Origin of the sequence: Nocardiopsis metallicus (assembly GCF_014201115.1) — a bacterium.
GTDB lineage: Bacteria > Actinomycetota > Actinomycetes > Streptosporangiales > Streptosporangiaceae > Nocardiopsis > Nocardiopsis metallicus.
Genome location: NZ_JACHDO010000001.1, coordinates 7,021,533 through 7,042,662 on the forward strand (window position 1 = coordinate 7,021,533; position 21,130 = coordinate 7,042,662).

Below are 21,130 nucleotides of genomic sequence, written 5' to 3' on the forward strand. Positions count from 1 at the left end.
GCCCGGTGTTCGTGCACCGGACACCATGACGCATACTCGGACACTGCTAATGTTCGCGTCAGGATTTACTGGCCGGTAATAAGTAGGTGCACCCGTGTCGCGGCTCCTGAACTGGATCATCCGCTCCGTCTGGTCGTATGCGCGGAGCCACGGAGAGATCCGCGCCGACTCCAAGGCCGCCCGCAAGTTCGCGCGCTTCGGAGCCGGGTCTGCGATCGCCTTCCCCACCGCGACGCTCTACGGAGAGCCGTGGATCGAGATCGGCGTGCACACCGTTCTCGGCGGTGACATGACCCTGGCCGCCGGGATGGGCCCCGACTACGACCTCGGTGAGGGAACGGTCGTCCGTATCGGCTCCGGCTGCGCGATCGGCCGCGGGTCACACATCGTCGCGCACCGCTCCGTGGATATCGGCGACCACGTCTACACGGGGCCGTACGTCTACATCACCGATCAGAACCACGCCTACGCCAACACCGACATCCCCGTCGGCCTCCAGTGGCCCGTCGACGACCCGGTCAGCATCGGCGCGGGAAGCTGGCTCGGCGCCAACAGCGTCATCCTCCCCGGCGTCCACCTCGGCAGGAACTCCGTCGTCGCCGCCGGCACCGTCGTCCGTCCGGGCAAGTACCCCGACCACGCGGTCATCGCGGGCATCCCCGGCAAGGTGGTGCGCACCCACGACCCCGAACTCGGCTGGGACCCGCCCCTGCGCGAGACCGGAACGCCCACCCGCGTGCCCACCCCGGTCACTGGCCTGCCACCGCATGCCCCCACCGAGCCCCCGGAGCCTGGCTCGCCCACGAGGTTCCCCCCGGCCTGAGAGCCCTGCTCCCCGGCGTGGCCGGCGTTCGGCCGCGCCTGACAGCAGAGGTCACTCCGTCAGGGGGCCATGGTTCCCCGGGACCTCTGCGTTGCGTGCGGTAAACGGGGGGCCCACCCAGCGCAGGGGGCGGCTCAGCCGAGGCACGAGGCGCAGCCCAGCCGGGACGCGGACCCGTTGCCTGCCGGGGTGGTGGAGGGGGTGACCACATTCTGAGATGTGCCTGTTGGCAACGGGTTCCGAGTGGACTCCGGGCACTATTGTGGCCACATGAAGTTCGACGGGTTTGAAACGCTGGCCATCCACGCGGGGCAGGAGCCGGACGCCGGTACCGGGGCCGTGGTTGTGCCGATCTACCAGACGAGTACCTACGCTCAGGACGGCGTGGGCGGGATGCGACAGGGGTACGAGTACTCCCGAACCAAGAACCCCACGCGCACCGCGCTGGAGGAGTGCCTCGCCGCGCTGGAGTCCGGAGCGCGGGGCCTGGGCTTCGCCTCCGGGATGGCGGCCGAGGACACCCTGCTGCGCACGGTGCTCTCCCCGGGTGACCACATCATCATCCCCGGCGACGCCTACGGGGGTACGTTCCGCCTGATCTCCAAGGTGGTCGAGCGCTGGGGCGTCAGCTGGGACGCGGTTGACCAGACCAACGCCGACGCGGTCCGGGACGCGATGCGCCCCAACACCAAGGTGGTGTGGACCGAGACTCCCACCAACCCGCTGCTGGGGATCACCGACATCGAGACGGTCGCGCAGATCGCCCATGACGGCGACGCCCTGCTGGTCGTCGACAACACGTTCGCCTCTCCCTACCTGCAGCAGCCGCTCACGCTGGGTGCCGATGTCGTCGTGCACTCCACGACCAAGTACATCGGCGGGCATTCCGACGTCGTCGGCGGTGCGCTGGTCGTGGCCGACGCCGAGCTGGGCGAGCAGCTGGCCTTCCACCAGAACACCATGGGCGCCATCCCGGGGCCCTTCGACTCCTGGCTGACGCTGCGCGGGGTCAAGACCCTGGGTGTGCGGATGGACCGCCACAGCGAGAACGCCGAGCGCGTCGTGGCCGCCCTTGAGGGCCACTCCGCGGTGCGGCGCGTCTACTACCCGGGGCTGGACACCCACCCGGGGCACAAGATCGCCGAGCGGCAGATGCGTTCCTTCGGCGGAATGGTCTCCTTCGCTCTGCGCGACGGGGAGAAGGCGGCACTGCAGGTGTGCGAGCGGACCAAGGTCTTCACCCTGGGCGAGTCCCTGGGCGGGGTCGAGTCCCTCATCGAGCACCCCGGGCGGATGACGCACGCGTCGACCGCGGGGTCCGCGCTGGAGGTTCCGGCCGATCTGGTGCGCATCTCCGTGGGCATCGAGTCCGGTGACGACCTGGTCGCGGACCTGTTGCAGGCCCTCGAAGGCTGATCCCTGTAAATCTGAGCCCTCAGAACGGGGCTCTCGAAGTCTGAAGTCCTCCAACGGGGTCTCATCGGCGGTCGGGGGCCGCGTGGCGTCGCCGCGCGGGTTCCCCGGCGTCCTTGCCGGGCCCCGTCGCGGCCGTTGCCTCGTTGGTGCTTACTCCGCTGATTCCCGCCGGGGTCACCGCGGGGTGCTGTGTGCCCGGTGGGCACAGCGTCGGTGCCGTGAGCGCTACGGGTCCGGTTCAGACCGCGGTGGGCGTGCGGCTCTGGACCGGGAGGTCGCGCTGCTGGTCACGGAAGTGCAGGCCGAGGAAGGCCCGGCTGGAACGGGAGAGGGCGCTGTCGTCGCCCTCCTCGCGCAGGGAGCGGTAGCTGCCCCGGTGGTCCCGGCGTCGGATGCCGATGGAGATGGCGAGGAGGAACCCCGCCGCGAGGCCCATCAACAGCAGGCCGACGAAGATGAGGATGACGAAGGCGATTTCCATGGCTTGTCCTCTGGGGGTAGTGGCCGGTCAGATCCTGGTCGGCCCCCTTGAGAACCGAGGGGGCGGTGGAGTGCGTCTCATGTGGTCCGGGTTCTTCCGTCGGTAGGGAGTGGGTGCGCCTGTGGCGGTCTGCGCGTCCTCGCGTTCGTCTTCATGTTCTCCGTTTCGAGTGGCCAGCTGATGGATCCGCCCTGTACTGAGGGTGGCCTTCATCTAGGATGGGTTCAACAGAGCCGGTTGGACCTGTTTGGCTGGTGTACCACTCAGCTTGTTGGTACAAGTTAAGTTGTTGGTCTTGTACCCCCTAGAGGGCGGACTTATGCGGGCAGAAAGTAGATACCGGCAGATCGCCCGAGCGCTGCGACGGGAGATCCAGGAGCGAAGCCTTCCCCTGGGCGGCCAGCTTCCCTCGGAGAAGCAGCTGGAGGAGCGGTTCGAGGCCTCCCGCAACACCATCCGCCTCGCCCTGGGAATGCTGCGCAACCAGGGACTCATCGTCAGCAAGCCGGGCCGCGGGCACTTCGTTCAGGACGTGGTCCCGGAGACCTTCTACGCCACCCGTACCAAGGGCGGCCCCGACGGGCTCAACGAGTCCAACATGAGCGGCCTGACCCTGGAGGAGCTCCAACTCCTCAGCGCCACCCCCGACATCGCCAGCCGCCTGCGGGTCCCCGAGGGCGAGATGACGGTGGTCCGGCGCATGCACCGCTTCTCCGGGGAGCGCTCGGGCTCGGTCAGCTCCGCCTACTACCCGGTGGACCTGGTCCAGGGCACTCCGCTCATGGTTCCCGAGGACGTGGAGAGCGCCCTGGTGGTGCTCATGGAGCACGGCCACCGCCAGGTCGGTTACGTGGACGAGCTCGAGACCCGCATGCCCACCCCCCAGGAGACGTCCCAGCTCGAACTCCCGCCGGGGGTCCCGGTGCTGAACGTTCACCGCACGGACTACTCCGAGGACCGGCCCATCCGCTTGGTGCACACTGTCCATGCGGGGCACAGCATCCGCTACCAGTTCGAGCACGGCAACCTGCGGGCCTACCACCGGGACTGAACCAGCGAATGAGCACGACGAAGAAGACCGTGGTCGCCGACTACCTGCGGGAGGCCCTGGCCAAGGGCGTCTACCGGCCGGGCGAGCGGCTTCCGGGCGAGGAGGAGCTCGCCGAGGAGCTCGACGTATCACGTGCCACCGCGCGCCTGGGCATGCGCATCCTGCAGGACGAGGGGCGCATCGCCATCCACGTCGGCCGGGGCGCCTACGTCGCCGACCACCAGCCGATCATCCACCGGGCCACCCCGACCAGCCGGGACGACCCCGGGCGGCTCGACTCCGACTACCACGCCCGGCTGCGCGACGCCGGGTACAGCAACATCGACGAGAAGATCAAGGTCAGCCTGGACACCATGCGGCCCAAGATCGCCAAACGGCTGCTCAACGAGTCCGAGGAGCAGGGCCCGCACGGCGGCCTCGTCGTGATCCGGGCCTCGGAGCACTTCGTCGACGGCAGCCTGTGGCAGTCCCACGTCACCTACTTCCCGTTCAGCATCGCCAGCAACACGGCGCTCATGTCCCCCGAGTACCTCGAGGGCGGGATCGGCGAGGTGCTCAGGGAACTCGGCCTGCACGAGGAGTGGAACTGGGACATCGTGGGCGCGCGCATGCCCTCCCAGGACGAGGCCGACGCCTTCGGGCTGGCCCCCGGCATCCCCCTGCTCATCCAGGAGCGGGTCACCTACGAGGGCCAGCGCCCGCTGCGCTTCACCGAAACCCTCATGCCGGCCAACCGCCACCAGCTCCTCTACGCGGGCGGCGACGCCCCCGAGGAACTGCGGGTGATGCACTCGGACGTCAACATATTCGAGCACTGACCCGAGCTCCCGCACCCGACTGCCCCCTCGCAACATCCCCGGCCCAGGCCCCCAGCCGCCGCACCCCCTGGCTTCCGGCGAGAACTCCACCCAGGCCAGCGGGGTTGACCTCCGAGCCCACCGTCAGCGCTGTTTCACGTACCTGTCGACGACCAGCGGGCCCAGCGCCTCGGAGTCCGCGTGCACCACGCGCACGCCCCGGCGGCGTTCGAGGAGCCCCTGGAACTCCCGTAGCCGCGGGTCGTGGGCGAGCAGGAAGAACGTGACCTCGGCGCCCTCGCCCAGAGCGGCGTCGAGTTCGGCCGCGGTGACCTCCACCGTGCGCGGGGCGGGCGGCCAGGAGAACCGGGCGTCGCCGTCCTCGCCCAGGTGCGCGGTGGGTTCGCCGTCGGTGACCGCCAGTACCACCGGCCGCAGCCCCCGGTGGCGGCGCAGGTGCCGCCGGGCCAGGCGCAGCGCGTGCTGGAGGTTGGTGCCGGGGGTCCGCCGCCAGTCGTGTTCGGCCAGATCCGCCGGGGTCATCTCGCGGGCGCGGTCGCCGAAGCCGATGATCAGGAGCCGGTCCTGGGGGTGCCGGGTGCGCACCAGGGTGTGCAGGGCCAGCGCGGTGCGGGTGACCGCCTCGTGCAAGCCGCGGGTGACCATCGAGTGGGACAGGTCCACCAGCAGGCACACCGCGGCGGCCCCGGCCGGTTCGGTCTCGGTGTAGCGCGCGTCCTCCGCGCGCAGGGCCTCCCCGGGCGCGAGACCGGCAGCTCGCCGCAGCATCGCCTCGCGCAGCGTCGCCACCGCGTCCAGGGGGCGGTCGAACCCGTCGTGCGGCACCGCGGCGCCGGTGGGTTCGTCGCCCGCCCCCTCACCGCCCCGGTGCCCGCCGGGCGCCGCCCGGCGGGCGGCCTCGATCTCGGTCAGCGCCACCTCGCCCAGTCTGCGCAGTTCGCGCGGGCTCAGCCCGTGGTCGGCCGCGTCCAACCGGTCCAGCGGACCGTACCCGGCGCTGCCCAGAGCCGCCTGGAGCGCCCTGGCGTCCAGATCGTCCAGGGCACCGCGCTCCCCGTCCGCGTAGCGCCGCAGGGCCGCCTCAGCCGCGGCCAGGGCACCACCCGGTTCCTCCGTCTCCCCGGCGATCAGCTCCAGCAGTTCCACAGCGGCCCGCACCGCCTCCTCGGGAGGCGGATCGGGGTCGGCCAGCGGGTCGGGGCCACCCATGTACGCCCGGTACCGGAACCTCATCAGAAGCGGTAGACACCCCCGTCGGGCGCGGTGTCCTTGGACAGCCGCCGTTCCAGGTACAGCCCTTCCAGCGCGAACTCCACCACCGCCGCGGCCAGTCCCGGAGTGGGCGGTCCGTCCGCCTCCTCGGGCGCCGCACGCTCGATCAACCCCGCCAGCCCGGGCACCGCGCCCACCCGGCGCAGCAGTTCGGCGGAGCTCACCAGGTCTCCGGTCTCCACCGTGCCCCCTCCCGAGAAGCGGTCGCTGAGCGGTTCCAGGTCGGCCTCGCCCAGCCGGGCCCGGAAGGTCTCGGCCACCGCCCGGCGCAGCAGGGTCTCCAGGATCGACGCCTCTCGCCCCTCCGCGCCGGTCTCGAACTCGACCTTGCCCAGGAGTGGTTCGGCCACCCCTGTCAGGTCGCAGACCCGTGCCACCGGGACGTCCTCGCCGACGATCGCCGCCCGGCGCAGCGCCGAGGCGGCAACGGTCTCGGCGGCGGCCACGGAGAAGCGCACGGACACCCCCGAACGGTGGTCCACCCGGTTCGAGGCGCGCACCAGCCGGGTGAAGCGGGCGACCGCCTCCACCAGGTGCGAGGGCACGGTCGTGCCCTCGGGCAGGTCCGCTTCCTGCCGGATCAGGGCGAGCTCGTGCTCCAGGTCAGGCGGGTAGTGGGTGCGCACCTGGGCGCCGAACCGGTCCTTGAGCGGTGTGACGATGCGGCCCCGGCTCGTGTAGTCCTCGGGGTTGGCGCTGGCCACCAGCAGCAGGTCCAGGGGTAGTCGCAGGGTGTACCCGCGCACCTGGAGGTCGCGCTCCTCCAGCACGTTGAACAGGGCCACCTGGGCGCGCGCGGGCAGGTCGGGGAGCTCGTTCACGCAGAACACGCCCCGGTTGGCGCGCGGCAGCAGGCCGAAGTGGACCGTCTCCGGGTCGCCCAGGGAGCGTCCCTCGGCCAGTCTCGCCGGGTCGACGTCACCGATCAGTTCGGCCGTACCGGTGTCGGGGGTGGCGAGCTTCTCGCCGTAGCGCTCGTCGCGGTGCCGCCAGGCCACCGCAAGCCCGTCGCCCTCTTCCGCCGACCGCCGCACGCACGAGGGGCAGGCCGGGGCGTAGGGGTGGTCGTTGACCGGGCAGCCCGCGACCGTCGGCGACCATTCGTCGAGCAGCCCGGCGACCGTGCGGATCAGCCGGGTCTTGCCCTGTCCGCGCTCGCCCAGCAGGACCACGTCGTGCCCGGCCAGCAGGGCGCGCTCCAGCTGGGGCAGGACGGTGTCGTCGAACCCGTGCACCCCGGGGAAGCGGGGCTGCCCGGAGGCCATCCGGGCCAGCAGGTTCTCCCGCACCTCGGCGGCCGTGGAGCGGTGGACGTGGCCGGAGTCGCGCAGCGCGGCGCGTGTGCGCGGGAGCCCGCCGGGGGCGTGTGCGGCATGGGTCACGTGAGGGAGTGTAGGCCCCGGGGCGTTTGAGGGGCCAGCTGGAGGAAAGCCCCCTGTTTGGAGTCCGCACGCAAGAGAGTTCGGATGGAAGAATGGGACGGCAAGGTTCCCAGACCCGGCCGCGGCGGCCGGTGAAGACGGGGGTGGCGGCTGGTGGCTAGGTTCGGCGATGCTCTGACGACGGGGGCCGACCTCGTGAACGCGGCCGAACGCGCGGTCCTGCAGGCCCTGGAGCAGATGGACGGCCCGGCCGACCTGGTCTGCTTCTTCGTCAGCGGGGCGGACCCGGAGGAGGTCACCCTCGCCGGTAAGCGGGTCATGGAGCTGTCCGGCGACGCGCTCACCCTGGGGTGCAGCGCCACCGGGGTGGTCGGCGGCGGCCGAGGGGTGGAGGGCCAGGGCGCGGTCAGCGTCTGGAGCGCCCGCCTGCCCGGGGTCGAGCTGACCCCCTTCCGCCTGGACACCGTGATCGAGGGCGACCAGTTGGCCGTGGTGGGTATGCGCGAGCCCACCCCGCGCGACCGGGCCGGGATCCTGTTCACCAACCCCTACGAGTTCCCCACCCAGGCGTTCGTCCGCGAGACCACCGCGGCCCTGGACGGGCTGCCGCTGGTCGGGGGCATGGCCGACGGTATGCGCGGTGAGGATTCGGTGCGGCTGTTCTGCGAGGGCGAGGTGGCCGAGAACGGGGCCATCGGGGTGCTGATCGGTGGTGACGGGGTGCTGGGCACGGTGGTGAGCCAGGGCTGCCGTCCGGTCGGGCCGAGCATGACCGTCACCAAGGCCGAGGGCAACCTCGTGCTGGAGCTGGCCGGGGTCAACGCCTACGAGCGGCTGGAGACCCTGGTGGAGGAGCTCTCCGACGAGGACCGCGAGCTGGCCGCGCGCGGGCTGCACATCGGTATCGCGATGGACGAGTACGCCGACCACCACGAGCAGGGCGACTTCCTGATCCGGACGCTCAGCGGCGCGGACCCGGAACTGGGCGCGCTCACCATCGGCGAGATGGTGGAGGTGGGCCAGACGGTCCGCTTCCAGGTCCGCGACGCCGGTACCGCCGACGAGGACCTGGCCCGCAGGCTGTCGGAGTTCGGCGCCGAACACGCGGTGGGCGCGGGGCTGCTGTTCTCCTGCAACGGCCGTGGCGAGACGCTGTTCGCCCAAGCCGACCACGACGTCCTCGCGGTCCGCCGGATCCTCGGCGTCGGCCCGGTGGCGGGTTTCTTCGCGGCGGGGGAGATCGGCCCGGTCGCCGGGGTCAACCACGTGCACGGGTTCACCGCCTGCCTGCTGGCCTTCGCCCCCTGATCCACCTCCGTCCGGATCACCTTCGTCACTACTGGCCCAAGTCGGACTTTTACCGTCGGATCGCCAACACCCGGCACAAGCTCCTTGAGTGTGCCCACATCAGGGTGATTACTAAGAGTGAAGGAATTTATCACTTTTCGTGATTGGTGAGAGAAGGAACGATGGCCGACAACCGGCGCACGACCACGTCCCTCGCGGCTCTCGGGGCGTTCGCCCTGCTGGCTCCGCTGGCGACCCCCACCGCGGCCCTGGCCGAGTCCGCCTGGCTGGAGCAGGACCTGGCCTCCGCCGACCGGGTCGGACTGTCCTTGGAGTCCGGGGAGCTGCGCCTGGACGGCGCGGAGCCGATCGGTCTCGGCGCCTCCCCGCGCCTGGACACGGCCGAGCGCCGCACGGGCCTGGCGACCTTTCCCGAACAAGCCCTGCAGGGATCCACCGACACCATCGACGTCGACGTGCGCGTCACCGGGGACGAGGAGGACGTCCTCACGGAGGCCCGCGGGGTGCGCGCCGACGGCATGTGGACCGAGTGGCACCCGACCTCTCCGGGCGGCGGCCGGGTGACCCTGCCCGAGACGGTCACCGAGGTCCAGCTCAGGGTCGAGGTCCGGCTCACGATCGAGGCCGCCTCGGGGAACGAGGGTGCGGACGGGAGCGCGGAGGAGCCGACCGCGGTCACCGAAGTCCGGGTCCGCCCGATCGAGGGTTCCGGGGCGGCGCCGGGGCCGGAGAAGGAACGCGAGGAGGCTTCCGGGGAGGTCACCGGGGAGGTCACCGGGGACGACGTCCCGCAGCCCTTCTCCGCCCGCCTCTTCGCCACCCGTATCGGGCTGGTCGGCAACACCACCGCCAACGGCCACAAGGTCCGACCCGACGACCACTTCGTCGCCCTGCCCTCCCGCCGGGGGCTGTCCAACCGCGGCGGCGGCGAGTACACCGTCCGGGTGTGCAGTACCGGCGCCCTGGGCCCCGCTGCCAGCGGTGACACCGAGAACCACGTCCCGCGCTGCGCGTACCTGCCGGTGTGGGACGTGGGCCCCTGGAACATCACCGACGACCACTGGAACGAGGACCGCGAGTCCTGGCGCGACCTGGACCGCGGCCGTCCCCAGGCCCAGGCCGCCTATACCGAGAGCCACAACAGCGGCCTGGACGGCTTCGGACGCCGGGTGCAGAACCCCGCGGGCATCGACCTCGCCGACGGCGCCTTCAACCAGGGCCTCCAGCTGCCCACCAACGGGTGGGTACAGGTGGACTACCTGTGGACCGCCGAGTACCGGGCCCGGGCCGAGATCGTCACCGCCAGTCAGAGCGACCCGGTGATCGTGCGGGAGGGGCCGGGGACCGAGTACGACACCGTGGGGCTGGCCGCGCACAAGGCCAACGTGGACGTGGCCTGCAAGACCACGGGTGATCAGGCCAGCGGCCCCTCCGGGACCACCGACGTCTGGTACCGCGTCGGTGACGGCCACTACGTCCCGGCGGCCTTCACCACCGGCGGTTCCCAGGCCCCGGAGTGTGTCGTCGAGTAGCCGGCCCGAGCACCGGGTTCAGGCGCGGGTGCGGATCACGAGGGTTCCGGCCATCCGGTCGTGCAGGGTTCGTTCACGGGCGTCACCGAGCATGGTCATGGACTCCACGGCCGAGAACAGGTGGCCCAGGCCGGGTACGGACTGCGGCAGACAGAAGACGGCGGACCGGCCGATCACCTGGCCCTGGCCGAGCTTGCCGCCGTCCTCGGCGTTGACCACCTTGACGCCGAGCATCATCTTGCCGATGGTGCGGCCCCAGGTGACCAGGTAGAGCCAGTCGTAGAAGAACAGCAGCAGGCCCCAGCCGAAGAAGAGCAGGAAGGCCCAGAGGTTGCCCTCGGCGTCGGTGAACTCCGAGTTCCCGGTCAGCAGCGTGACCACGATGATCATGATGACGAAGAACGCCGTCGCCGTGATGAACGCCAGGACGTAGTCGATCAGGCGGGCCGTGAGCCGACGGCCGAACCCGGCCAGGCGCAGTTCGGGGCCCTGGTCCACCGGCCCGACCGGGCCGTGCGGCGGAACGGGACCGCCCGGGTGCGGCCCGCCATAGGACCAACCACCGGCCTGCGGTGGCTGGCCGCCCTGGTTGGGGTGCTGGGGGTTCCAGTAGGGCGAGGACATACGGCCGCCAGTTCCTAGAGTCGAGAAGGTCACCAAGTGCGGGAGCTGGTTCGAGAGCAGATTACCCAGCCGAGCCGGCTCCCGGGGCCCGGGGCGCTCCACAGCCCTTCGGACACAACGACGAGGGGCGGCCGGAGCCGCCCCTGTCGCAACTTCACACCTGGTTCGCCCGAACGCCGGTGCGTCAGAAACCGCTGTACGGAACCGCCTCGATGATCTCGACGCCGAGGCTCTTGCCATTGGGCAGGTTGTAGCTGACGGTCTCACCCACGCGCTTGCCGTTGATGGCGGCGCCGAGCGGGGACTTGGGGGAGTACACGTCGATCGGGGAGCCGCTCTCCTCACGGGAGGCGAGCAGGAAGGTGACCTCCTCCTCGTCGCCGTCGAACTTGACGGTGACGGTCATGCCGGGGCCGACCACGCCCTCGGTGCGGGGCGCTTCGCCGACCCGCGCCGTGCGCAGGATCTCGGTGAGCTGGAGGATGCGGGCCTCCATCTTGCCCTGTTCCTCCTTGGCGGCGTGGTAGCCGCCGTTCTCCTTGAGGTCGCCCTCTTCCCGGGCGGACTCGATCTTCTCCGCGATCTCGATGCGCCCGGTCCCCGACAGGTGGTCCAGCTCTCCCTTGAGCCGGTCATACGCCTCCTGGGTGAGCCAGGTGACGTTGTCATCGCGGGTCTGGGTCACGGGAACTCCTTGTGTACTAGTAGCAATGGCCACCAGGCGGCCAGAGCTGAACTTACGAGAATATCACTGTGCGCGATCACGCACCGGTGGCTGCGTTCCCGGGGGTTCCGCCTTGGTACCTGTGTCCGACAGGGGAAGGTTCGGTGGATCAGTCTTGCGAACCTTGTTCCCTGCATGAGGCCACTTCTACCGTGGAAGCCTGACGAACCGTTTCAACGGTCTGGTTGACCATTCGGTTCCCGCCCTCCACATCGACCCGGACCTCGCCCACTTCGACCATCTGGTTGTCGAGGGCGCGTAGGAGGCACTCGGCCCCGTTCTTGCTGTTCACCTCGAAGGAGATGCGCGCTTCGCTCTCGGAGGGTGCGGAGACCGTGATCACCTGGTGGTACACCCCGCCGCTGAGACCGGTGTAACTCATCACCGAGAAGCCCCAGCCGACGCTGACGGCCACCGCGAAGATCGTGGCGACGACGAAGAAGACGGGCCCGTTGCCGTGGCGCTTGCGTAGCGCTGGCGCGGTGTCGGCACTGTTCACGGCATCATCTTCCGGGGTCGCTGACATTGGGAATCTCCGAGCAAGGGGACGGTGTTGTCTAAGATATCCCCGACCCGACAGCCCCCCTACGCGGCCCGCACGTGAGTCGTCCACGCCGTGACCCGGGGTGGCGTCGGACAGCCGCGTTCAGTGGCCGTCGACCGAGCCAAGGAGAAGCCTCCGTTGTCAGAGCGCCTGCGGCTTATGGCCGTTCATGCCCATCCCGATGACGAGTCCAGCAAGGGTGCCGCCACCATGGCGCGCTACGTGGAGGAGGGAGCGGAAGTGCTGGTCGTCACCATGACCGGTGGCGAACGCGGCGACATCCTCAACCCCGCGATGGAACGTCCGGAGATCCGCGAGAACATCGCGGAGGTCCGCCGTGAGGAGATGAACCGCGCCCGCGAGATCCTCGGGGTCGAGCAGGAGTTCGCCGGTTTCGTCGACTCCGGTCTGCCCGAGGGAGACCCGCTGCCCCCGCTGCCGGAGGGCTGCTTCGCGACCCTTCCCGTGGAGGAGGCGGCCGAACCGCTGGTGGCGGCGATCCGCCGGTTCCGTCCGCACGTGGTCCTCACCTATGACGAGAACGGCGGGTACCCCCACCCCGACCACATCATGACCCACAAGGTGTCGATGCACGCCTTCGACGCCGCCGCCGAACCCGACGCCTACCCGGGCACCGGTGACCCCTGGCAGCCCCTCAAGCTGTACTACTTCGTCTCGTTCCCGCCCGAGCGCTTCGAGGCGCTGGCCGAGATCCTCGAGGAGCGCGGCCTGGACAACCCCTTCGCGGAGTGGATGGAGCGCATCAAGGAGCGCGACCGGCCGCGCTGGGAGATCACCACCCGCGTGCACTGCAGTGAGTACTTCGACACCGCGAACGCGGCGCTCAAGGCCCACGCCACCCAGATCGACCCGAACGGCTTCTGGTTCGCCGTCCCCAACGACGTCGTGGCCGAGGCCTGGCCGACCGAGGACTACCACCTGGTCCGTTCGCTCGTGGACACCGAGGTCCCGGAGAAGGACCTCTTCGCGGGTGTCCGCGAGGCAATGAGAGTATGAGCGGTATGAACACCCTTCTCACGTCCGCAACGGTGCTGGCCGACGGCTTCTCGTTGGACAAGGACACCGTCACGCCCGGTGTCATGGGCTTCCTCGCCATCTTCGCGATCGGCGTGTGCCTGTACTTCCTGATGCGCAACATGTTGGGCAAGCTGCGCGGTGTATCGGCGCGTGCCGACGAGCAGGAGGCCGCCGAGCAGGGGGCCCACGAGCAGGGGGCCGCCCAGAGCACCGAGGCGACGGAGGAGAGCGGCCGGGAGACGGCTTCCGGGGCGGAGGCCGCCGCCAGCGGGCCCTCCGCCGAGGACACCTCCACCAAGGCCTGACCCGGTCCCGACCCCGCCCCCGCCCCGCACCCGCGGGGGCGGCTCCACGGGCGCGGATTCGGTCCGCCCCGGTCCGCTTTTCCGGCCCGGGCAGTACCCCTCATCGGGCCCGTTTCTGGGCCTACCATGGGGACATGGCGCCCGAGTCCTCCCCTGCCCCGACCGCCCCGTCCCTGACCGAACGGGCCTACGGACAGCTCAAGTCACGCATCATGGACCTGGAGCTGCCCCCCGGGCACCGCATCACCGAGCGGGACGCGGCCGCCGAGCTCGGTGTCTCCCGGGTGCCCCTGCGCGAGGCGCTGAGGTTGCTGGAGGCCGAGGGCCTCATCGTCCTGGTCCCGCGGCAGGGCGCCATGGTGGCCAGCTGGTCGCGCGAGGACGTCGTGCGCCTGTTCGAGGTCCGCGAGGAGCTGGAGACACTGGCCGCCCGCCTGGCCGCCACCCGGCGCACCGACGCCGACCTGCGCCTGATGCGTGCACTCCTCGACGACGCCGCCCGCGCGCTCGCCGCCGGTGACGACGCCGCGACCGCCGCCGCCAACGCGGGCTTCCACCGCGCCGTACTCGCGGCCTGCGGCAACCCCCTGCTCCAACAGATGATGGCCCCGCTCAACTCCCGCGTGCAGTGGCTCTTCCACCTCACCAAGCACCGCGACACCCGTGAGCAGCGCGAAGAGCACGTCCAGCTGTACCAGCTGCTCCAGGCCCGCGACAGTGAGGGCGCCGCCGAGCTCTACCGCGCACACATCGCCGCCGGGCTCGAACCCACGCTTGCCATCGCCGAGGCCTGGGAGTGCTTCGACCCGGTGGACGTCACCCGCACCCGCTCCCGCGGCCGGAAGTAGCCGGCGCCCGCCAAACCGCCCCGGTACTCGGACCGGAGTCCCGATTCCGACCCGTGGACAACTGAACGGGGCCGTTCGCGAGGTGGCACAGTGGAACCATGCCCAATCGCCTGAGCGACGCGACCAGCCCCTATCTGTTGCAGCACGCCGACAACCCCGTGGAGTGGTGGCCCTGGGGTGAGGAGGCCTTCGCCGAAGCCCGCCGCCGCGACGTCCCCGTCCTGATCTCCGTGGGCTACGCGGCCTGCCACTGGTGCCACGTGATGGCCCACGAGTCCTTCGAGGACCTGGCGACCGCGAGCCGGATGAACGCCCTGTTCGTCAACATCAAGGTCGATCGGGAGGAGCGCCCCGACGTCGACGCCGTGTACATGGAGGCCACCCAGGCCATGACCGGCCAGGGCGGCTGGCCGATGACCGTGTTCGCCACCCCCGACGGCGCCCCGTTCTACTGCGGGACCTACTTCCCGCGCGACCACTTCCAACGCCTGTGCGAAGGGGTGGCCGCGGCTTGGCGGGACAAGCGCGCCGACCTCCTCGACCAGGGAAAACGCGTGGTGGAGGCGCTCGGTGCCCCGCGTAGGCTGGCCACATCGCCGCCGCCCACCGCCGCCGACCTGGACCTGGCCGTGCAGGCGCTGATCCGCGACTACGACGCCGTCAACGGCGGCTACGGCGACGAGCCCAAGTTCCCGCCGTCGATGCTGCTGTCCTTCCTCGTCGCGCAGCACGAGCGGACCTTCCCGTTCCAGAGCGCGGACGAGGCCACCCCCGCCGCCCTGATGGCGGGCGGCACCGCCGTGGCCATGGCCCGGGGCGGCATGTACGACCAGATCGGCGGGGGCTTCGCCCGCTACTCCGTGGACAGCGGTTGGGTGGTCCCGCACTTCGAGAAGATGCTCTACGACAACGCCCTGCTGCTGCGCGCCTACACTCGCCTGGCCCGGCGGCCGGCGGGGGCGGACCCGGCCGGGGCCGGGGAGCGGGCCCTGCTGCTGCGGGTGGCCCAGGAGACCGCGGACTGGATGCTGCGCGACCTGCGCACCCCCGAGGGCGGGTTCGCCTCCGCGCTGGACGCCGACAGCGAGGGCGAGGAGGGCACCTACTACGTGTGGACCCCCGCCCAGCTGACCGAGGTCCTGGGCGAGGAGGACGGCGCCTGGGCCGGGAGCCTGTTCGGGGTGACCGGGCAGGGCACCTTCGAGCGCGGCTCCTCCGTGCTCCAGCTCCGCGAGGACCCCGACGACCCCGAACGCTACGACCGCGTGCGCGCCGCCCTGCTCGCCGCGCGCCAGGACCGCGTCCCGCCCGCCCGCGACGACAAGGTGGTGGCCTCCTGGAACGGTCTGGCGATCGCCGCGCTGGCCGAGGCGGGCGCGCTGCTGGAGCGGCCCGCGTGGATCCGGGCGGCGCGGGAGACCGCGGACCTGGTCCTCGGTACCCACCTGCGGTACGGGCGCCTGGTGCGCACGTCCAGGGACGGCCGCCCCGGCCCCAGCGCCGGTGTGCTGGAGGACTACGCCAACCTCGCCGAGGGGCTGATCGCCCTGCACGGGGTCACCGGTGAGGCCCGCTACGTACGTGAGGCAGGCGGGCTGTTGGACACCGTCCTGGAACACTTCGGCGATGGCGAGGGCGGGTTCTACGACACCGCCGACGACGCCGAGAAGCTCTTCAGCCGCCCCCAGGACCCCACGGACAACGCCACCCCCTCGGGCCGCTTCGCCGCCGCCTCCGCACTGCTGTCCTACGCGGCGCTGACCGGCAGCGAACGCCACCGCAACGCCGCCGAGGGCGCCCTGTCCGTGGTTCCGCTGCTGGCCGAGAAGGCGCCACGCTTCGCCGGCTGGGGCCTGGCCACCGGCGAGGCGCTGCTCACCGGCCCGCGCGCCGTCGCCGTGGTGGGTGAGCCGGGCGCACCGGAGACCGAGGAGCTGGTCCGCACTGTCCTGCGCTGGGCACCTCTGGGCACCGTCCTGTCCCGCGGCGACGGCGCCGAAAGCGGGGGAGTACCCCTGCTGGAGCACCGCACCCAGGTGGAGGGGAAGCCCACGGCCTACGTCTGCGAGGGCTTCGTCTGCAAGCTCCCCGTCACCACCCCCGAGGACCTCAGAGCCCAGCTGACCGCGGACTGAGGCCGGGAACTACAGCAGCTCCACGCGGTCGATGATCTCGTCGACCACGTCGGGGCGGTAGTCGGGCTGGCGGATCTCCAGGTAGACGGTCTTGGGGGTGCCCGGCGGGTGTACGGCCACGGAGGTGAAGGCCCCGTTGTCGTGGCACTCGCGCCACTCCCAGGCCGTGCCCTCCCAGTCGTCGTTGCTGATGGCGCGTTCCTCCGGCTGCCCCTCGCAGGGCTGGGTGTCGGCGACGCTGCTCAGGCCGGGGGCGCCCGGCACCACCGTGGCGTACACCCCGTAGGCCGGGACGTCGGTGGAGTGCCATTCGTCGGTGTCGGTGGCCGCGAGCAGTCCGGGGGCGGCTCCGGCCTCGGCGACGGACTCGCGGGCCTCGTGGTCGGTGTGGAACTCGCGTGCCCACACCGAGGGCACATCCACCCGTATCTCCTGGGTGGCGTTGCGGACGCTGGTGAGGGACATGCCGGGTGCGCCGAGGGAGGCGCTCACCGCGGCGGCCATGAGCACGCAGGCCGCGGTGAGGGCGCCCGCCCGCTGCCAGGGCATCCGGTAGCGCTGCCACCATGGGACGGCTTCGGGGAGGTGGGGCGCCATACGGATCGCCCTGACCCGGTCGGTGAAGGTCTTGGCGTCGGCCGGGCGGCTCTCCCGGTCCACGGACAGCGCGGCCAGGATCAGTTCGTCGAGTGCCGGGGGTAAACCTGGCCGAATCCGGCCAGGGGCGACTTTCACCGGTGGACGGGAGGGAGGTCGTCCGGTGATGAGCTCGTAGGCGACCGCGCCGAGCGAGTACACATCGGAGCGAACGTCCAGGTCACCGCCGGGGATGCTCTGCTCGGGGGACATGTACCCGGGGGTTCCGGCGGCCGCGGTGAAGCCGGAGGCCTCGTCGATCGCCTTCGCGAAACCGAGGTCGGCGACCAGCACGCGCTGGCCTACCGGGGAGGACTGGAGCAGTACGTTGGACGGTTTGATGTCCCGGTGGATCGTGCCGTGGCCGTGCAGCACGGTGATGCCCTGGCCGATCTCCGTGAGCAGCCGCAGCGCCTCGTCCAGGGGAAGCTGGCCTCGGTGGATGAGGTCGGCGACGCTGCCCTGGTCGGCGTAGGTCATCACCATGTAGGGGCGGCCGTCCGCCAGCACGTCGACGTCGTGGACCGCGACCAGCCACGTGGAGTCGGTCTGGCGCAGGATGCGCGCCTCCTCCAGGAACCGGTGCTGGATGTCCATCTGGTGCGCCCAGTTCTCGGCTAGTACCTTGATGGCCACCGGGTATTTCAGCAGATCGTCCTGAGCCAACCAGACGGTGGCGAAGGAACCGGAACCCAGGCGCCGGATGACACGGTAACGTCCGAAGGCCTCCGGTTGGCTCATTTCCGCCTCGGTCTGTTGGGGGTTAATACGCGTTCGTTGCCCACTAATACACCATCTGCGCCTTCACGTTGACTTCCGTGGATATGATCCCCTCCCCGGGTAGTCTCGATGCCTTCGGGGCATGGAAACTGGAGGAGTCCCTTCGGGTTCTGTGCGCCATGTGAATGGTGGGGCGGAGGGCGTGAGGATTCGAGAGGCCGGAGCCGAGCGGGGCCCATAGACGTCCGATTGACGTGTGACCCTCGCACAAGGGTGCGCGTTCGCGCGAACGGCCGGACGTCTGTCGCAAGTCAGGAAGAGATCAGCCATGAGCAGTAGTGACAACTCGGAGAACGAGGCGACCCCCGCCCCCCGGCGTCGGGTGGCCAGCAACGTGGACGAGGAGTTGGAGGACCTCGCCCGTCGGGCCAAGCACGGTGACGCCGTGGCCCTGGACGACCTGCTCCGCCGGATCCAGCCCGAGGTGCTGCGCCGCTGCGCCCGGTTCCTGCCCTACCGGCAGGACGCCGAGGAAGCCTGCCAGGACGCTCTCCTTCGGGTGGCGCGCAAGATCGACAGCTTCAAGGGCGACTCCCTCTTCACCACGTGGCTCTACACCGTGGTGTCCAACTCCGCGCGGCAGACCTACCGCTCCATGAAGCGCCGTTCCGCCGAGTTCCCCACCGAGGCCGAGCGCATGCCGCACCAGCGGGACCCGCGCACCACCAGCGTCATCGCGGGTTCGCGGATCGACCTGCTGGAGGCGATCGAACAGCTGGAGAAGGACCGCCCCAACCTTGTGGCCCCGCTCGTCCTGAGGGACCTGTGCCAGATGGACTACAACGAGATCGCCGCCGAGCTGAACCTGGCCCTGGGAACGGTGAAGTCCCGTATTCACCAGGGACGTAAGCACGTGCGCAAATCCCTTGCCGTGACGTGACGTCTGCGGGCGAACTACTCTGGAGGTATCCCCGTCGGCACATCCGTTACCGGAGTGCGCCGTCTTTTGATCCAGCTCTGAGAGGTTTCGCCAATGGGGCTCCGTGACCCCCTGTACTGGTTGTACGAGCGACGTCTCGAACGTGGCCTGACCAGCCAGGAGATTCCCAGGCACGTCGGTGTGGCCATGGACGGCAACCGGCGCTGGGCCAAGAGCAGTGGTCTCCCGGGCGCCGAGCAAGGCCACCAGGCCGGGGCGAACAAGATCTTCGAGGTGCTCGGCTGGTGCAACGAGATCGGTGTGCAGGTCGTCACCCTGTGGATGCTGTCCACGGACAACCTCACCCGTGACGAGGCCGAACTCGGCCCGCTGGTGCGCATCATCGAGGAGACCATCGCCCGGCTGCGCGAGGAGGGCTGGAACACCCGGCCCGTCGGCGCGCTCGACGTCCTGCCCGACTCCACCGCCCGTGCCCTGAAAGAGGCGGAAGAGGCCACATCCGGCAACCCGGGTCTGGTTGTCAACGTCGCCGTCGGGTATGGGGGTAGACGTGAGATCGCTGATGCGGTTCGGTCCCTCCTGCATGAGGAGGCGGCCAAGGGCACCGGGATCCAGGAGTTGGCAGAGCGCCTGGACATCGAGGACATCGCTCGGCATCTCTACACGCGCGGACAACCCGATCCCGACCTGCTCATCCGCACCTCTGGCGAGCAGCGTCTCTCGGGTTTCATGCTGTGGCAGAGCGTGCACTCGGAGTTCTACTTCTGCGAGGTCTTCTGGCCTGCCTTCCGCAGAGTGGACTTCCTGCGCGCACTCCGTGCCTACGGCGCGCGCAACCGGCGCTTCGGCTCCTGACCCCCGCTCCCAGTCCCTTCCCCACCCCCGTTCCGCGGGGCGCGCCGTGTCTGTCGACGGCGGGTTCGTAACGCGGAGTTCACCAGGTGGTGGGTTCGGGCCCTGGAAAACGGGCTCTCGGGCGCGTAGCGTCGTAGACAGCGGATGGCGTTCGTCCATCCGTTCGGGAGGCCCCGTCTCGTTGATCTTCTCCGCTCTTGCGGGATATCGAAGAGGAGGGCCGGACCCGGCCCTCGTGGGCCTGGTCCCGGTCCTCCATGATCCCGTGACAGCAGGGCGCCCTCGCGGTGCCCAAGGGGAGAACGAGTGGCTAGTTCCTCGACCGATCGCCGTGACACCCAGCCCCCCACCGACCCCCGGCCGGAGGTAGGAGAGGGCACGCGCGTCTACGTGCTCGACACCAGCGTCCTGCTCGCCGACCCGATGGCCATGGCCCGGTTCGCCGAGCACGAGGTCGTCATCCCCGTGGTGGTGATCACCGAGCTGGAGAGCAAGCGTCACCACCCGGAGCTCGGGTACTTCGCACGCAACGCGTTGCGCCGACTGGACGACCTGCGAGTCGCCCACGGCCGTCTGGACGTCGCCGTTCCGGTGAACGACCACGGCGGCACGCTCCGGGTCGAGCTCAACCACAGCGATCCGGCGATCCTGCCGGCGGGGTTCCGGCTCGGTGACAACGACACCCGGATCCTGACGGTCGCCCGCAACCTCCAGGTGGAGTGCGCGTCGGAGGATTCCGTGGTCCTGGTGAGCAAGGATCTGCCGATGCGGATCAAGGCCTCCTCGATCGGTCTGCCGGCCGACGAGTACCGGGCCGAGCTCGCCATCGAGCACGGGTGGACCGGGATGGCGGAGCTGGACGTGCCCGCCCACAACATCAGCGAACTGTTCTCCGCGGGGGAGAGCGAGATCGAGGAGGCCAGGGACCTGCCCTGTCACACCGGTCTGGTGCTCGTCTCCGAGCAGGGCAAGGCGCTGGGGCGGGTGCAGGCCGACAAGTCGGTGAAGGTGGTGCGCGGGGACCGGGACGTGTTCGGCCTGAAGGGGCGCAGCGCCGAGCAGCGGATCGCGCTCGACCTGCTCACCGACCCCGACGTCGGCATCGTGTCCCTGGGCGGTCGTGCGGGTACCGGCAAGTCGGCGCTGGCGCTGTGCGCCGGGCTGGAGGCCGTCCTGGAGCGCGGCCAGCACCGCAAGGTGATGGTCTTCCGTCCGCTCTACGCGGTGGGCGGCCAGGAACTGGGCTACCTGCCGGGCACCGAGAACGACAAGATGACGCCCTGGGGTCAGGCGGTGCACGACACCCTGTCCGCGGTGACCAGCGAGGACGTCGTCGAGGAGATCATGGACCGGGGGATGCTGGAGGTCCTGCCGCTCACGCACATCCGCGGCCGCTCGCTGCACGACGCCTTCGTGATCGTGGACGAGGCCCAGTCACTGGAGCGCAACGTGCTGCTCACGGTGCTGTCCCGGCTGGGCGAGAACTCGCGGGTGGTGCTCACCCACGACATCGCCCAGCGCGACAACCTGCGGGTGGGCCGCCACGACGGGGTCGTCGCGGTGATCGAGAAGCTCAAGGGCCACCCGCTGTTCTCGCACGTGACCCTGACCCGCTCGGAGCGCTCGCCCATCGCCGCCCTGGTCACCGAGATGCTGGAGACCTAGCCCCCAGCCCCTG

General features: G+C 70.4%; 20 protein-coding genes. 13 read left to right on the forward strand and 7 right to left on the reverse strand.

Annotation, left to right across the window (positions count from 1 at the left end; all coding sequences use genetic code 11):
- Positions 1–94: 94 nt before the first annotated feature.
- On the forward strand, positions 95–823 hold the full coding sequence (locus HNR07_RS30990) for an acyltransferase (protein WP_184369615.1): 729 nt from the start codon (positions 95–97) through the stop codon (positions 821–823).
- A gap of 270 nt (positions 824–1,093) precedes the next feature.
- The gene (locus HNR07_RS30995; RefSeq protein WP_184369618.1) at positions 1,094–2,239 is read left to right on the forward strand and encodes a cystathionine gamma-synthase; all 1,146 of its coding nucleotides are present in this window, start codon (positions 1,094–1,096) and stop codon (positions 2,237–2,239) included.
- 238 nt (positions 2,240–2,477) lie between these two features.
- Here the strand turns inward: HNR07_RS30995 and HNR07_RS31000 are convergent, their stop codons facing one another.
- Positions 2,478–2,720 (reverse strand): hypothetical protein, encoded by a 243-nt coding sequence (locus tag HNR07_RS31000; protein ID WP_017580563.1) that lies wholly within the window; start codon positions 2,718–2,720, stop codon positions 2,478–2,480.
- Between the two features lie 319 nt (positions 2,721–3,039).
- On the opposite strand from HNR07_RS31000, the gene HNR07_RS31005 reads away from it, so the two are divergent.
- Positions 3,040–3,771, forward strand: coding sequence for a GntR family transcriptional regulator (locus tag HNR07_RS31005; protein ID WP_184369621.1), 732 nt, complete (start codon positions 3,040–3,042; stop codon positions 3,769–3,771).
- A gap of 8 nt (positions 3,772–3,779) precedes the next feature.
- Positions 3,780–4,589 (forward strand): GntR family transcriptional regulator, encoded by an 810-nt coding sequence (locus HNR07_RS31010; RefSeq protein ID WP_184369623.1) that lies wholly within the window; start codon positions 3,780–3,782, stop codon positions 4,587–4,589.
- A 123-nt stretch (positions 4,590–4,712) separates the two neighbouring features.
- Here the strand turns inward: HNR07_RS31010 and HNR07_RS31015 are convergent, their stop codons facing one another.
- Positions 4,713–5,822 carry a VWA domain-containing protein gene (locus tag HNR07_RS31015; protein WP_184369626.1) on the reverse strand — a complete coding sequence of 370 codons (1,110 nt, stop codon included), beginning with the start codon at positions 5,820–5,822 and terminating at the stop codon, positions 4,713–4,715.
- The gene (locus HNR07_RS31020) at positions 5,822–7,243 is read right to left on the reverse strand and encodes a sigma 54-interacting transcriptional regulator (protein ID WP_184369629.1); all 1,422 of its coding nucleotides are present in this window, start codon (positions 7,241–7,243) and stop codon (positions 5,822–5,824) included. The genes HNR07_RS31015 and HNR07_RS31020 overlap by 1 nt, the downstream gene beginning before the upstream one ends.
- A 153-nt stretch (positions 7,244–7,396) precedes the next feature.
- On the opposite strand from HNR07_RS31020, the gene HNR07_RS31025 reads away from it, so the two are divergent.
- Together HNR07_RS31025 and HNR07_RS31030 are read left to right on the forward strand one after the other, a co-directional pair.
- Complete coding sequence (locus HNR07_RS31025; RefSeq protein ID WP_184369633.1) at positions 7,397–8,551, forward strand: FIST signal transduction protein; 1,155 nt, start codon at positions 7,397–7,399, stop codon at positions 8,549–8,551.
- Between the two features lie 161 nt (positions 8,552–8,712).
- Complete coding sequence (locus tag HNR07_RS31030; protein WP_184369636.1) at positions 8,713–10,083, forward strand: SH3 domain-containing protein; 1,371 nt, start codon at positions 8,713–8,715, stop codon at positions 10,081–10,083.
- An 18-nt stretch (positions 10,084–10,101) separates the two neighbouring features.
- On the opposite strand, the gene HNR07_RS31035 is transcribed toward HNR07_RS31030, so the two are convergent.
- The 3 genes from HNR07_RS31035 to HNR07_RS31045 all read right to left on the reverse strand — a co-directional run bounded on the left by HNR07_RS31035 (position 10,102) and on the right by HNR07_RS31045 (position 11,957).
- A complete protein-coding gene (locus HNR07_RS31035) occupies positions 10,102–10,707 on the reverse strand; it encodes an RDD family protein (protein WP_184369639.1) in 606 nt (201 codons plus the stop codon).
- A 184-nt stretch (positions 10,708–10,891) separates the two neighbouring features.
- Positions 10,892–11,392: a transcription elongation factor GreA gene (greA, locus tag HNR07_RS31040; protein WP_017580574.1), complete on the reverse strand. Its 501-nt coding sequence runs from the start codon at positions 11,390–11,392 to the stop codon at positions 10,892–10,894.
- 148 nt (positions 11,393–11,540) lie between these two features.
- Entirely contained in the window at positions 11,541–11,957 is a 417-nt protein-coding gene (locus HNR07_RS31045) for a DUF4307 domain-containing protein (RefSeq protein WP_184369642.1), read from the reverse strand.
- Between the two features lie 156 nt (positions 11,958–12,113).
- Here HNR07_RS31045 and mca point away from each other — a divergent pair, with 156 nt between their 5' ends.
- From mca to HNR07_RS31065, 4 genes are all read left to right on the forward strand, one after another.
- A complete protein-coding gene (mca, locus tag HNR07_RS31050) occupies positions 12,114–12,992 on the forward strand; it encodes a mycothiol conjugate amidase Mca (RefSeq protein WP_184369645.1) in 879 nt (292 codons plus the stop codon).
- A gap of 5 nt (positions 12,993–12,997) precedes the next feature.
- Complete coding sequence (locus HNR07_RS31055; protein WP_184369648.1) at positions 12,998–13,318, forward strand: hypothetical protein; 321 nt, start codon at positions 12,998–13,000, stop codon at positions 13,316–13,318.
- A gap of 134 nt (positions 13,319–13,452) precedes the next feature.
- Positions 13,453–14,166: a GntR family transcriptional regulator gene (locus tag HNR07_RS31060; protein ID WP_184369650.1), complete on the forward strand. Its 714-nt coding sequence runs from the start codon at positions 13,453–13,455 to the stop codon at positions 14,164–14,166.
- A 98-nt stretch (positions 14,167–14,264) separates the two neighbouring features.
- Positions 14,265–16,301, forward strand: coding sequence for a thioredoxin domain-containing protein (locus tag HNR07_RS31065; RefSeq protein ID WP_184369653.1), 2,037 nt, complete (start codon positions 14,265–14,267; stop codon positions 16,299–16,301).
- Between the two features lie 9 nt (positions 16,302–16,310).
- Here the strand turns inward: HNR07_RS31065 and HNR07_RS31070 are convergent, their stop codons facing one another.
- Positions 16,311–17,678 (reverse strand): serine/threonine-protein kinase, encoded by a 1,368-nt coding sequence (locus HNR07_RS31070; RefSeq protein ID WP_184369656.1) that lies wholly within the window; start codon positions 17,676–17,678, stop codon positions 16,311–16,313.
- A gap of 307 nt (positions 17,679–17,985) precedes the next feature.
- Between HNR07_RS31070 and HNR07_RS31075 the strand changes: the two genes are divergently transcribed.
- The 3 genes from HNR07_RS31075 (at position 17,986) to HNR07_RS31085 (ending at position 21,117) form a co-directional block, all read left to right on the forward strand.
- Positions 17,986–18,597 carry an RNA polymerase sigma factor gene (locus HNR07_RS31075; protein ID WP_017580581.1) on the forward strand — a complete coding sequence of 204 codons (612 nt, stop codon included), beginning with the start codon at positions 17,986–17,988 and terminating at the stop codon, positions 18,595–18,597.
- A 93-nt stretch (positions 18,598–18,690) separates the two neighbouring features.
- Positions 18,691–19,452: an isoprenyl transferase gene (locus HNR07_RS31080; RefSeq protein ID WP_017580582.1), complete on the forward strand. Its 762-nt coding sequence runs from the start codon at positions 18,691–18,693 to the stop codon at positions 19,450–19,452.
- Positions 19,453–19,758: 306 nt separating this feature from the next.
- Positions 19,759–21,117: a PhoH family protein gene (locus HNR07_RS31085; protein WP_184369660.1), complete on the forward strand. Its 1,359-nt coding sequence runs from the start codon at positions 19,759–19,761 to the stop codon at positions 21,115–21,117.
- Positions 21,118–21,130 lie beyond the last annotated feature (13 nt).